This window comes from Clostridium culturomicium, assembly GCF_000821305.1.
Classification (GTDB): Bacteria; Bacillota; Clostridia; order Clostridiales; family Clostridiaceae; genus Clostridium_J; species Clostridium_J culturomicium.
This window is the reverse complement of sequence record NZ_CCXK01000017.1, coordinates 1,079,653-1,093,353: the sequence shown is the minus strand read 5'-3', so window position 1 is coordinate 1,093,353 and position 13,701 is coordinate 1,079,653. Positions and strand designations below refer to the sequence as shown.

Here is a 13,701-nt window from a genome sequence, read left to right as displayed (position 1 = left end):
TTGGGAACCAGTTTCATATTCTTATTGATGAAAGTGTGAATTAGTGTATAAATCATTTACAAGATAAAAAATAAATGATAAAATAAATGAAAATAATTATCAATTGAAATTTTATTTTATTAAGTTATAAAGGAGTAAGTATGAAAAAGAAGTTAATTTTAGTTTTATTAATAGTTGTAGTTTTAAGTGGTTTACTTATGGGATGTAATGGGAGTAAATCTAAGGCAAAGGATGAGGCAGGTGATGATAGGCTTAAGGTAGTTGCAACCTTATTTCCACAATATGATTTCGTAAGAGAGATTGCTGGAGATAAAGCTGACATAACCTTATTGATGTCTCCAGGAGTAGAAAGTCATAGTTATGAACCTTCACCTGCAGATATCATAAAAATAAATGAGTCTGATTTATTTATCTATACAGGGAAGTATATGGAACCATGGGCACAGAGCATTATAGATGGAGTTGAGAGTAAGGATATTAAGATTTTAAATGTATCACAAAATATAAAACTGGATAGAAGTGAAGATAATGAGGAGCATGATGACCATGAAGATGATCATAGTGAAAAGGAACATGCTGCCCATGAATATGATCCACATGTATGGACTAGTCCAGTTAATGCAAAAATTATGGTTGAAAACATATTAAAGGAGCTTTGTGAGTTAGATCCTGAAAATGCTGATTATTATAAACAGAGAGCTGAAAATTACTTAAATGAATTGACAGATTTAGATAATGAGTTTAGAGAGGTTTTTGCATCTGCGAAGAGAAAAGAAATAATTTTTGCTGGTAAATTTGCTTTACATTATTTTGCAGAAGAATATGGTATGGAATATGATGCGGCTTTTGATTCCTGTTCTACTGAGACAGAGCCAAGTGTAAAGGTAATTGCGGAGCTTATTGATGAAATAAAGGAAGAAAATATCCCCGTTGTTTTTTATCCGGAATTGTCGGATCCAAAGGTTGCTAGGTCTATTAGTGATGAGACAGGAGCAGAGATGCTACTTCTTCACTCTTGCCATAACCTTTCTAAGGATGAATTTAAAGGTGGAGCAACATATTTATCTTTAATGAAAGAGAATGCAGAAAACCTGAAGATAGGATTAAATTAAACAAAGGATGCATTGTTTATTGATGGACTAGGGGGAGTTAAAATGGCTTTAACAAATGGGTATAAAACGAAGCAACGAGATTTAATTTTGAATTACTTTATCGAAAATAATGATAGACACGTAACTGCTGAGGAGGTTGTGGAACACTTAAAGGATCAGGGTACCTCTGTTGGAAAATCAACAGTTTATAGGTATTTAGAAAAACTTGTTTCTCAAGGAATAGTTAGAAGGTTTTTTATTGAAGAGGGTTATGGAGCGTGTTATCAGTACATTGGAAATAATGAACAATGTCATGAACATTTCCATTTGAAATGTTTATCTTGTGGAGCACTTCTTCATATTGAATGTGATTTCTTAGTTGAAGCAGAAAGGCATATTGTAAATGATCACGGTTTTATAATAGATAATACTAAGACTGTGTTATATGGCCTTTGTGACAAATGCAAGGATCCAGAGATAAAGGGGTAGGGTATAGTATTTAGACTAAGAGTTAATAGGAGTGAACTAAATGAATTTGATTTCTTGTAAAAATTTAACTATGGCATATGATAATAATATTGCACTAGAAAATGTGACTTTTGATATTAATGAAGGTGACTATATAAGTATTGTTGGCGAAAATGGATCAGGTAAAAGCACCCTTTTAAAGGGACTTTTAAAGCTTTTAGAGCCAAAGTCAGGAATAATAGAATTTAATAATGGTTTAAAATCCACAGAGATAGGTTATTTACCTCAGCAAACTGTGGTACAACGAGATTTTCCAGCATCAGTATTTGAAATTGTTCTTTCTGGATGTTTAAACAAGAAGGGATTAAGCCCGTTTTACTCATTAAAGGATAAACAGAGGGCAGTTAATAATATAAAGAAGCTTGGAATAGAGGAAATCCAGCAAAAATGTTATCGTGATTTATCAGGAGGGCAGCAGCAAAGGGTTCTTTTAGCCAGAGCTTTATGCGCTACTGAGAAGATTTTGCTTTTAGATGAACCAGTAACTGGCTTAGATCCGATAGTTACAATGGAGCTTTATGACATGATTAAAAAGCTGAATAAAGAAGATGGAGTAACAATAATTATGGTATCCCATGACATTACAAGTGCTGTAAAGAGTTCAGATAAAATACTTCACATGGATAAAGGTATTAGATTTTATGGAACAGTGAAGGATTATATTAAAAGCGATGCTAGTAATGGTTTTTTAGGAGGATGTATTAATGTTTAATGTGCTTCAAGAGTTATTCTCCTATGGATTTATTGTAAGGGCTTTAATAGTTGGAACTCTAGTTTCCCTTTGTGCAGCTCTTCTAGGAGTTAGTTTAGTACTTAAAAGATATTCTATGATAGGAGACGGGCTGGCACATGTTGGCTTTGGTGCTTTATCGATTGCTATGGCATTAAATCTAGCACCATTACAGGTTTCAATACCATTAGTAGTATTGGCAGCCTTTCTTTTACTTAGAATTAGTGAAAACAGTAAGATAAAAGGTGATGCAGTTATTGCTATAATTTCCAGCAGTGCCTTGGCAATAGGGGTTATAGTAACATCGCTATCAAGTGGAATGAATACGGATGTAGAAAGCTATATGTTTGGCAGTATCTTGGCAATGAGTAAAAGTGATGTTTATATCAGTGTAATTTTATCAGTGGCAGTGCTTTTATTATTTATTTTCTTTTACAATAAAATATTTTCTATCACCTTTGATGAGAATTTTGCTAGAGCCACAGGAACAAATGCAAATATGTACAACATGCTAATTGCATTTTTAACAGCTATAACTATTGTTGTTGGAATGAGAATTATGGGAACCTTGCTTATTTCAAGTTTAATAATTTTCCCGGCACTGACCTCCATGAGAGTATGCAGGAGCTTTAAGACAGTTGTTATTAGTTCATCTATTGTTTCAATAATATGTTTCTTTTTTGGTATTGTGGGGTCATATGTTTTTTCAACACCAGCAGGTGCAACTATTGTAGTTGTTAATATTATTGCCTTTGCTTTATTTTCAGCAGTAGGTTTATTAATAAAAAGATAAATAGTTAAATTTAAGGTAGTTTCTGTTGAGGAATTTAACAGAAACTATTTTTATTATAAAAATTTACAAGTTTTATTAAATACAAAGGATTATATGCTATAATTTTAGATATAATGATGTTTATTAGAAATTTTATATAGAATTAATGGAGGAGATTATGTATAGCTTTAAAAATGATTACAGTGAAGGTGCACACCCTAGAATCTTAGAGGCCTTAATAAAAACTAATATGGAGCAAACAGCTGGTTATGGCCTAGATGAGTATTCAGAGTCAGCTATTGAACTTATTAAGAAGAAAATAAAAAGAAATGATGCAGAGGTTCATCTTTTAGTTGGAGGTACTCAAACTAATCTTATTGCTATGGCAGCTTTTTTAAGATCTCATGAAGCTGTAATCTCTGCAGAAACAGGGCATGTTTTAGTTCATGAAACTGGAGCTATAGAGGCAACAGGGCATAAGGTGATTTCTATTCCTTCCAAGGATGGAAAGTTAAAACCTGAAAATATTGCGAAGGTTGTGGAGCAGCATACCGATGAACATATGGTTAAGCCAAAGCTTGTATATATATCAAACCCTACGGAAATTGGAACTATATACAAAAAAGAAGAATTGAAGCAGCTTAGTGAAGTGTGCAAGGAAAAAGATTTAATATTATATGTAGATGGAGCTAGATTAGGCTCTGCTTTGTGCTCTTTTGAAAATGATTTAGATATTAGTGATTTAGCAAGGCTCACCGACGCTTTTTATATTGGAGGCACAAAGGGTGGAGCGCTTATGGGAGAAGCACTTGTCATATGTAAAGATAGTTTGAAGAAAGAATTCAGGTTTCATATTAAGCAAAGAGGTGGAATGTTTGCAAAGGGAAGAATCCTTGGAATGCAGTTTTTAGAACTATTTAAGGATGACTTATATTTTGAACTTGCAAATCATGCTAATAAAATGGCCGATATTTTAAGAGAAGGAATAAAAACAGCAGGGTTTGAGTTTATGATTGAAGCATCAACTAATCAGGTATTCCCTATATTCCCAAATGATTTAATAGAAAAGCTGCAGGAGAATTATGATTTTTTATTGTGGGAAAAAATAGATGTAGAGAAAAGTGCAGTTAGACTTGTAACGTCATGGGCAACTGATGAAGATGAAGTTCAAAAGTTTGTTAATCAGCTTTTGAATGAAGTACAAAATAACTAAATTGTAGTTGCGGAAAAAGATAAATAGTGGATGAAGAAAAGATGATCAAAGAAGCTTAAAGGCTATTACTAAATTACTTAAGTGGGTGTTCTAATAAAGGGTTTAACTTAATGAGCATTACTCCAAGGTATTTGCTTAAATCGGAGTTTTATGTAATTAACAATGGGAAGTGGAAGTGTATACATTTTCTTCATCCTTTTTTGCTTTTATAACTAGGTAATTGCGAAAGAATAAATATTTTATAGAAAATTTATGTAAAAGTAATTGACCATTACGTTAGGTAACCTTTTACAATTAAGTTAAAGGTGGGATAATGGATGATTATTTGGAGGGAAGTTAATGAAGGATAATAGATATTATACCACAGGAGAATTTGCTAAAAAGGCAGGTGTAACTTTAAGAACTATTAGATATTATGACGTTAAAGGAATACTTAAGCCATCATATTATAATGAAGCAGGCTATAGATTTTATTCTGACGAGGATTTTATAAAGTTGAAGAAAATTCTTGCTTTAAAGTATCTTGGATTATCATTGGATGAAATTGAAGCTATAGAAAATGATGATTTTGAAAGAAATCACCTGAAGAATTATCTGAAACTTCAGAAAACAATTATAAATAATAAAATGAATAATATGAAGGTAGTTTTAAATGCAATTGAAACTGCACAAATAAGCATGGAAAATCATGGACAAGAGTTAGTTAGTATTATAGATGATATTAAAACTTTAGAGGGTGAAAAGGAATTGCTTCAGCGTATTCAAGATGTTTCAAGTTTGAATGAAAGTGTTAACTTAATGGAACAGTTCAGTGAGAATACTGAGGGGTGGTACCAATGGGTATTTAGAAATATTGATTTTGCTTCAGATAAAGAAATTCTTGAATTGGCCTGTGGAAATGGGGCATTGTGGGCTAAAAATATAAGCAGTATTAATTTTAACTCTCATATTGTCCTAACAGAATTATTTGAGGATATGATAAATGAAGCCAAGATGAACTTAACCAATTATGAAAGTAAATTCAATTATATGCTGGCAGATCCTCATAAACTGGATTTTGATGACAACTCATTTGATATTGTAATTGCGAATCATATTTTGTTCTTTATGAAAGATTTAGATACTGTTTTATCAGAGATAAGAAGGGTATTAAAGCCAGGTGGACAGATTTATTGCTCTACTATTGGGGAATATCATATGAAGGAATTAGAAAAGCTAATGCAGTCCTTTAGTGGAAATATAGTTTTGCAAGAGGATAAGCTGTATTCTAAGTTTGGATTGGAAAATGGACAAGAAATTCTTGAAAAGTATTTTAGTAAAGTTGAAAGACGATTATATGAAGACAGGCTTAATGTAAATGATACCAATGGATTACTGGAGTATATATACTCAATACCTGGAAATATATTGGATATTATTGATACTAAGAAAAAAGACTTTGAAAAATATATTAAAAAGACAGTTGAGGAAGACGGACCGATTTACATTACAAATAGTTTGGGAATATTTAAAGCTACCAAGGCATAGAAATATATGTGTCATGAAGTAGCTTTGAATAAGTTTAATAAGTAATAAGAACTACTACTAACTATATTTAGTTTCATTTAGTGAATAAAATGAAACTCCTTCTCACAAACAATCGAAGGAGTAAGTTCATGTAACCCAATCATAGATTTGGACATTCATAAAGAAACTCCTTCTCACATGGGTTCGAAGGAGTAAGTTCCACTAGCCAAATCGAAGATTTGGAGTGTCACTTAGGGGAGGATAGGTTATGGGAATTAATGTTACAAGTGAAATTAGGCCATTAAAAAAAGTATTACTTCATCGACCAGGAGCTGAAATAGAAAATATCACTCCAGAATATATGGAAAGATTTTTGTTTGATGATATTCCATATTTAGAAGTTGCACAAGCAGAACATGATGCCTTTGCACAAATTTTAAGGGATAACGGAGTGGAAGTTGTATATCTTCATGAGTTAGCTGCCGAGGCAATTTGTGAAGAAGCAGTTAAAAAAGAATTTATCAGGCAGTTCATTGAAGAAGCTAATGTTAAGAGTATTCAAGTTAAGGAAGACTTATATGATTATCTTAATAGTTTTGATGATAATGAAGCCTTAATCAGAAAGACCATGGAAGGGGTAAGTAAAAGTGAGCTACCACTAGTAAGGAGAAAAAGCTTAGCTGACTATGTTAATGCATCATATCCCTTTGTTACAGATCCAATGCCCAATTTGTATTTTACAAGAGATCCCTTTGCATCAATAGGAAATTCTATAAGTCTTAACAAGATGTATTCAGAAACAAGAAATCGTGAGACTCTTTATGCAGATTTCATTTTTAGATTTCATCCTGAGTATCGAGGTACTAATAGAGTATATAATAGGAATTTTAAATATCATATCGAAGGTGGAGATATCTTAAATCTTACAGAAAAGGTTGTAGCCATTGGAATATCACAAAGAACATCACCACAGGCTATTGAAAAAATAGCAGAGAGAATTCTATTTGATACATGGGGAAATAAGGTTGAAAAGATTTTAGCATTTAAAATACCAAAGACCAGAGCATATATGCATTTGGATACAGTATTTACCCAAGTGGATATTGATAAATTTACAATTCATCCACAGATTGAAGGCCCATTGGAAATTTTTGAACTTACTAGGGGAGATTATTGCAGAGTAAATCTAACTAAGTCCACTATGACCTTAGAAGAAGTCCTATCAAAGGCTTTAGACTGTGAGGTTGAACTCATCAGATGCGGCGGAGGAGATTATGTAATATCACAAAGAGAACAGTGGAATGATGGTTCAAACACATTATGTATAAGGCCAGGAGAAGTTGTGGTATACGCTCGAAATTATGTTACAAATAAGATTTTGCAGGAAAAAGGAATAAAGACACATATTATTCCATCTTCAGAACTATCAAGAGGAAGAGGAGGCCCAAGATGTATGTCCATGCCTCTTGAAAGGGAGCCATGGTAGTAATGGGTTAAGTTCGTGTATCCAAGGCGTAGATTTGGACACTCATGTAAATAATTGCTGACTTTAGTCAGTGTTAAGAAAATATAGTATCAATTTTGAGGAGGTTTTTATTATGGGAGTTAATTTAAGAGGACGTTCATTTTTAAAACTATTAGATTTCACACCAGCGGAAATCAGGTATCTACTAGATTTATCTAGGGACTTTAAGAATCTTAAAAGAGCAGGTGTTCTTCATAAAAGATTAGAAGGAAAAAATATTGCTATTCTATTTGAAAAGGATTCCACAAGAACTAGATGTTCCTTTGAAGTAGGTGCTATGGATTTAGGAATGGGTGTAACCTATTTAGGACCAACAGGATCTCAAATGGGAAAAAAAGAATCAATTGCAGATACAGCTAGAGTATTAGGCAGAATGTATGATGGGATTGAGTATAGAGGTTATGCACAGGAGATAGTTGAAGAATTAGCTCGTTATGCAGGGGTGCCAGTATGGAATGGATTAACTACAGAGTTCCACCCAACTCAAATTTTAGCAGATTTATTAACTATTGAAGAAAAGTTTGGCACCTTAAAAGGCTTGAACTTTGTATATATGGGAGATGCCCGCAATAATATGGGTAATTCTTTAATGGTTGGATGTGCAAAGATGGGATTAAACTTCACAGCATGTGCTCCAAAGGAACTTTTCCCAGCTGAAGAATTAGTTGAAAAGTGCAGAGAAATAGCTAAGGAAAGCGGATCTGTTATAACATTAACTGAAGATGTAATGGAAGGTACAAAGGGAGCGCATGTAATTTATACAGACGTTTGGGTGTCCATGGGAGAAGCCGATGAAGTTTGGGAAGCTAGAATTAATAAATTAACTCCATATCAGGTTAATAGTGCAGTAATGTCAAATGCAGATGAAACTGCTATCTTTATGCATTGTTTGCCAGCCTTCCATGATTTAAAAACTGTAATAGGAAAGCAGATGGGAGAAAGATTTGGTATTAAGGAAATGGAAGTTACTGATGAAGTATTTGAATCTAAACAGTCAGTAGTATTCGATGAAGCTGAAAATAGAATGCATACAATTAAAGCTGTTATGGCAGCAACAATTGGGGTGTAGTTTAGAATTTAGGATATACTGTAATAATTTTAACCTTTTAGATAAATGACGTTTTTATAAAATGAAAAGTTTAAAATGTACACTTTAGAATGAAGGAAGAAGCTATTTCAGGGTCTCATTAATTTCTCAAAGAATATCTTGGGGTGGAAGTTTTACAATGAATTTTAAATTATAAAGGCTTATTAATTAAAGGGAGAAAGAGGGGTGTAGAGTGATAAAAGAAATACCGCAGGATTTAATAATCATTCTACATCTTGACTCTTAATTCTAAATTAAAATTAAGGAGGAATTAAAATGAAAAATATAGTTATTGCTCTAGGAGGCAATGCTCTTGGTAATAACGCTGAAGAACAATTAAAATTGGTGAAAAGCACTGCAAAAACAATTGTTGACCTAGTGGAAGAAGGCTACAATGTAATTATTGGACATGGAAATGGGCCACAGGTTGGAATGATTAACCTCGCAATGGATTTTGCGTCAAATAATGGTGCAGGTACACCTTTCATGCCGTTTGCTGAATGCGGAGCCATGAGTCAAGGTTACATTGGATATCATTTACAACAGTCTATTAGCAATGAATTAAATGATCGTGGAATTAATAAAAATGTTGCAACTGTTGTTACTCAAGTTGTAGTTGATAAAAATGATAAGGCTTTTGTTAATTTATCTAAACCCGTAGGAATGTTCTATAGTAAAGAGGAAGCTGAAAAGATTGCGGCTGAAAAGGGCTTTACATTTGTGGAGGATGCTGGAAGAGGATATAGAAGAGTTGTTGCTTCACCACAGCCAAAGAGGATTGTTGAACTTGAAACTGTTAAAGAATTAGTTGAAAGAGGCACAATTGTAATTACTGTTGGCGGCGGCGGTATTCCGGTTATTGAGGATGAAAGAGGAAGATTAGAAGGTGTGGCAGCAGTTATAGACAAAGACAAGTCCAGTGCAAAACTTGCAAAAGATTTAAATGCTGATATGTTAATAATTTTAACTGCAGTAGACAGAGTTTGTATTAACTTTAATAAACCAAATCAAGAAGAGCTAAGCACTTTAGATATTAAAGAAGCTGAAAGATATATTGAAGAAGGTCATTTTGCAAAGGGCTCAATGCTTCCTAAGGTAGAGGCTTGTATGGATTATGTTAAGAATTCTAATAATGGAGAAGCATTAATAACTTCTTTAGAAAAAGCTAAGGATGCATTACATGGATTTACAGGTACCGTTATAAAGAAAGAAAAAGAATGTATTTTTTCGTAAAATACTGACTAATTAATCAGTTGTTTTATAATGTTTTTTAACTGGTGGCAGGAATAGATGTCATCAGTTTTTTTTTATTTATTTCTTGAGTTTAAGGAACAAGAAATATAGCATATTATTCCCAGAATAATATATTGAATAAAGCAAAAAGTATTATTAAAAGATATAAAAAATAAATTTATAAATTGTATTGAAATTTCTTTGGATTTGGAATAAAGTATAAGATGTCGGCAAAATTCGTCATGAAGTTGAAAATCAAATTCATGGCAAAAGATTTGACGAAATTTTGAGAATGCTGATTTTTTTAATGAAGCTGTTTAACGGAGGGGAATATATGGATATTAACTTAATTGGTGTGCCACTTTATTATGGATGTGATAAAGCAGGTGTAGAAAATGGTCCTAATGTTTTGAGGGAACAAGGAATTAAGAAGTTACTGACGAATGAGAAAAACAAGGTTTATGATTTAGGTAATATCTATGTGGATAATACCCTAGAAAAACAGCCATTTGAAGCTGGAGTAAATGCTAAATATATTAATGAAATAATAGAAGTAACAGAAAATCTAGCTCATAAAGTTTATGGCAGCTTGTGTGCAGGAAGCTTTCCATTCATAGTGGGAGGAGATCATGCTTTAGCTGCAGGAACAGTGGCTGGGGTTTCTAGATTTTATAAGGATGATTTAGCAGTTATCTGGATTGATGCCCATGGAGATATAAATACTTTTGAAACAAGCCCATCAGGAAATGTACATGGTATGCCTTTAGCTGCATCTTTAGGTGTTGGTGATAAAAGCTTAACAGATTTATATTTTAATGGAGTTAAGGTAAAGAAAGAAAATGTGTTTATAATAGGAGCAAGAGACTTAGATGAGGGTGAGCTTCAGTTAATAGATGATTTAAACCTTAAGGTTTGGACAATGGATAAAATTAATGAAATTGGTGTAGATAATTTATGCAAGGAGCTAAGAGAAGCTATTGACGCAACTGGTGTTAAAAATGTTCATATAAGTTTTGATGTGGATTCTGTAGATCCAAAGCATATTATTGGAACTGGAACACCGGTACCGAATGGTTTTGAATTAGAAGGAGCTGAAAGTGTACTTACTTCAATCTTCGAAACTAGAAAAGTTAAATCTATGGATTTCGTAGAATTTAATCCTGCCCTTGATAATAGTGATGTAACTTGGGAAAACTGTATAAGACTATTAAAGAAAATTGGACAGCTAATATAAGCTGATCTTGAATGGAGGATTAATATGGAAGTAACAAAAACTATGACTATTGGAGAACTAATTAGAAAAAATGAAAAGGCAGCCTCTGTTTTAATGGGCTTTGGAATGGGTTGTGTTGGATGCCCTTCAGCTCAAGCTGAAACGCTTGAAGAAGCTTGCATGGTTCATGGTCTTGAAGTTGATGAACTTCTTAAAAAACTTCATGATATTTAATTAATAGCAGAATTAAAGTCATTTAAAATCATTATTATGTGATTTTTAATGGCTTTTTTTATATAATTTCAACTGGAATGTTGGATAAAACCGTTCATAATGAAGACAATATATAGAGAACTCTGTCCTAGGTTAAAAGATTGAGTAGATAAGTAATACATAGTTTTAATAAAACATAATTCATGGAGGTAATTTAAATGAAGTCAGTACATTATAACGTATCAGGTCTTGTAAATTCTGAAAGCAGAACAAAACTTAATAATTCTTTAGGTAAATTAGATGGGGTAAATAAGGTTTGTGTTGATGTTGCTAGAGGGTCTGTAGAAGTAAAATTTAATGAACCTGCAACACCAGAAGCAATAGTAGATTGTATTTGTAACACTGGATATAGTATAGAGTAATTGAAGGAGGAATCTAGATGAAATACGAATTTCCTATGGGATTTAGTCCTCAGCAGCAGAATACTCAGCCTGGTATAGAAAGCATTATGGAGCCAAAGCCTATTTTTGAACTTCAAGGATATCATAAGCCATCAGGAAGACTTGAAGATAAGATTGCTTTAATAACCGGTGGTGATAGTGGAATAGGGAGAGCAATCAGTCTTTTATATGCAAAAGAAGGAGCTAAGGTGGCAATTGTTTATTTTAATGAACATGACGATGCTGAAGATACAAAGAAGTTAGTTGAAGAAGCTGGAGGTCATTGTATGCTGCTTTGTGGAGATATTGGCGATGAGAATTTCTGCAAAGATGTAGTTCAGAAAATTATAAAGGAATGGGGACCAATAAACATATTAGTGTCAAATTCAGCTGAACAATATGAAAGACAAAGCATTATTGAAATTACAAAGGAACAAATGTTTAGGACCTTTGATACAAACTTCTTTGGTGCTGTGTATATAACTAAGGAAGTAGTTCCTCATATGAAGCATGGAGATTCAATTATATATACCACATCTATTACTGCTTATGAAGGCAATGAACTCCTTATAGATTATTCTTGTACAAAAGGTGCTTTAGTATCTTTAACAAGAAGTCTTGCTAGAAGTCTTGCATCTCAAGGTATTAGGGTAAATGCTGTGGCTCCTGGGCCAATATGGACACCGTTAATACCAGCCAGCTTAGATCCTAAGAAGATATCTGAATTTGGGAATAAAACTCTACTTAAAAGAGCAGGTCAGCCAGTGGAGGTTGCAGAAAGTTATGTATTTCTAGCTTCAGATAGTGCATCTTATATTACAGGTCAGACAATACATGTGGATGGTGGACAATTTTTAACTAGTTAGTTATTATTAGATAAAATAGAGTGAAAGAATAAAGGATGAATAGATTAAAGCTATTTATCCTTTTTTTATTTTGTGAATTTGAAGTTAAATTTTTTTATTTGGACAAAATAAGTGTTGCAATAAAAAGTTTACTATGATAGTATAAATTTAAACAAGTGCTTACATACTAAACAATTATTAATTTGCCAGGAGAGGAAAATGACAAATAGAGAAGAAGAAATATTGAATCTTATAAAACAAAATCCATTAATATCTCAAAATGAGTTGGCAGATATTCTAAATATAACAAGATCTTCCGTTGGAGTACATATTGGAAACTTAATTAAAAAGGGATATATATCAGGGAGAGGCTATGTTCTAAATCAAGAAAACTTTGTATGTATCATTGGTGGAACCAATGTAGATATAGTAGGGTTTTCCAACGATAATCTTAGACTTCATGATTCAAATCCTGGAAACATTAAGTTTTCTTTAGGTGGAGTTGGAAGAAACATTGGGGAAAACTTAGCAAGACTTGATGTGGACACCAAACTTATTTCTGTAATAGGAAGTGATGTTTACGGTCAGAAGGTTGTTGATGAAGGAAGAATCATTGGACTTGACTTTGACCACACTTTAAAACTGGATGGAGAAACTACTTCTGTTTACATGTCAGTTTTAAATAGTGATGGTGATATGCAGGTAGCAATATCTTCTATGGATATTTATGACAAGATGACTATAGAATATATTAAAACAAAGAGGGCTGTAATTGAAAGCTCTAGGATTTGTGTAATAGACACAAATATACCTAAAGATGTCATAGAATATGTTGTAACTAATTTTAAAAATACTAAGTTTTTCTTAGATACGGTTTCGACAACTAAGGCCATGAAGGTAAAGGATATAATACATAAATTCCATACAATAAAGCCTAATAGAATAGAAGCTGAAATTCTTTCTGGGATAAAGATTAATTCCATGGAAGATGTAGAGAAAGCAAGTGAATACTTCTTAAAAGGTGGAGTGAAAAGGGTATTTATCAGCTTAGGTGAAGAAGGTGTTTATTATAATAATGGCACTGAAAAAGGTATTTTTACACCTAAGAAAGTTAAGATGGTTAATGCAAATGGAGCTGGAGATGCCTTTGTGGCAGGTCTTGTTTATTCAGAGCTTAACGAACTTGAACTTCAAGATACTTTAAAATTTGCATCAGCATGCTCAGCTCTAACAGTAGAGCATAAAGATACAATTAATCCTAATATGTCATTAGAAAATATTAATAAAAAATTGGAGGAGAATTAA

14 protein-coding genes are annotated in these 13,701 nt (G+C 32.7%); all 14 read left to right on the top strand.

Annotated features, from left to right (window positions below; all coding sequences use genetic code 11):
• Nucleotides 1–140 precede the first annotated feature (140 nt).
• The 14 genes from BN1075_RS17560 to BN1075_RS17495 all read left to right on the top strand — a co-directional run bounded on the left by BN1075_RS17560 (nt 141) and on the right by BN1075_RS17495 (nt 13,701).
• Complete coding sequence (locus BN1075_RS17560) at nt 141–1,112, top strand: metal ABC transporter substrate-binding protein (protein WP_040194589.1); 972 nt, start codon at nt 141–143, stop codon at nt 1,110–1,112.
• 42 nt (nt 1,113–1,154) lie between these two features.
• Nucleotides 1,155–1,580: a Fur family transcriptional regulator gene (locus BN1075_RS17555; protein WP_040194588.1), complete on the top strand. Its 426-nt coding sequence runs from the start codon at nt 1,155–1,157 to the stop codon at nt 1,578–1,580.
• 40 nt (nt 1,581–1,620) lie between these two features.
• Nucleotides 1,621–2,331 (top strand): metal ABC transporter ATP-binding protein, encoded by a 711-nt coding sequence (locus BN1075_RS17550; RefSeq protein ID WP_040194587.1) that lies wholly within the window; start codon nt 1,621–1,623, stop codon nt 2,329–2,331.
• Nucleotides 2,324–3,142: a metal ABC transporter permease gene (locus BN1075_RS17545; RefSeq protein WP_040194586.1), complete on the top strand. Its 819-nt coding sequence runs from the start codon at nt 2,324–2,326 to the stop codon at nt 3,140–3,142. Before BN1075_RS17550 ends, BN1075_RS17545 begins: the two co-directional genes overlap by 8 nt.
• Nucleotides 3,143–3,299: 157 nt before the next feature.
• Nucleotides 3,300–4,334, top strand: coding sequence for a threonine aldolase family protein (locus tag BN1075_RS17540; RefSeq protein WP_040194585.1), 1,035 nt, complete (start codon nt 3,300–3,302; stop codon nt 4,332–4,334).
• A 339-nt stretch (nt 4,335–4,673) separates the two neighbouring features.
• Complete coding sequence (locus tag BN1075_RS17535) at nt 4,674–5,861, top strand: MerR family transcriptional regulator (RefSeq protein ID WP_040194584.1); 1,188 nt, start codon at nt 4,674–4,676, stop codon at nt 5,859–5,861.
• Nucleotides 5,862–6,108: 247 nt separating this feature from the next.
• Complete coding sequence (arcA, locus tag BN1075_RS17530) at nt 6,109–7,326, top strand: arginine deiminase (RefSeq protein ID WP_040194582.1); 1,218 nt, start codon at nt 6,109–6,111, stop codon at nt 7,324–7,326.
• A 112-nt stretch (nt 7,327–7,438) separates the two neighbouring features.
• Nucleotides 7,439–8,434, top strand: a complete 996-nt coding sequence (argF, locus tag BN1075_RS17525) for an ornithine carbamoyltransferase (protein WP_040194580.1) — start codon at nt 7,439–7,441, stop codon at nt 8,432–8,434.
• Nucleotides 8,435–8,728: 294 nt separating this feature from the next.
• A complete protein-coding gene (gene arcC, locus BN1075_RS17520; protein WP_040194578.1) occupies nt 8,729–9,685 on the top strand; it encodes a carbamate kinase in 957 nt (318 codons plus the stop codon).
• 334 nt (nt 9,686–10,019) lie between these two features.
• On the top strand, nt 10,020–10,919 hold the full coding sequence (gene rocF, locus BN1075_RS17515; RefSeq protein WP_040194577.1) for an arginase: 900 nt from the start codon (nt 10,020–10,022) through the stop codon (nt 10,917–10,919).
• A 24-nt stretch (nt 10,920–10,943) separates the two neighbouring features.
• Entirely contained in the window at nt 10,944–11,132 is a 189-nt protein-coding gene (locus BN1075_RS17510; RefSeq protein ID WP_040194575.1) for a DUF1858 domain-containing protein, read from the top strand.
• A gap of 197 nt (nt 11,133–11,329) precedes the next feature.
• Nucleotides 11,330–11,533, top strand: a complete 204-nt coding sequence (locus tag BN1075_RS17505) for a heavy-metal-associated domain-containing protein (protein ID WP_040194574.1) — start codon at nt 11,330–11,332, stop codon at nt 11,531–11,533.
• A 17-nt stretch (nt 11,534–11,550) separates the two neighbouring features.
• Nucleotides 11,551–12,417, top strand: a complete 867-nt coding sequence (locus tag BN1075_RS17500; protein WP_040194573.1) for an SDR family oxidoreductase — start codon at nt 11,551–11,553, stop codon at nt 12,415–12,417.
• 198 nt (nt 12,418–12,615) lie between these two features.
• Nucleotides 12,616–13,701 carry a PfkB family carbohydrate kinase gene (locus BN1075_RS17495; protein ID WP_040194572.1) on the top strand — a complete coding sequence of 362 codons (1,086 nt, stop codon included), beginning with the start codon at nt 12,616–12,618 and terminating at the stop codon, nt 13,699–13,701.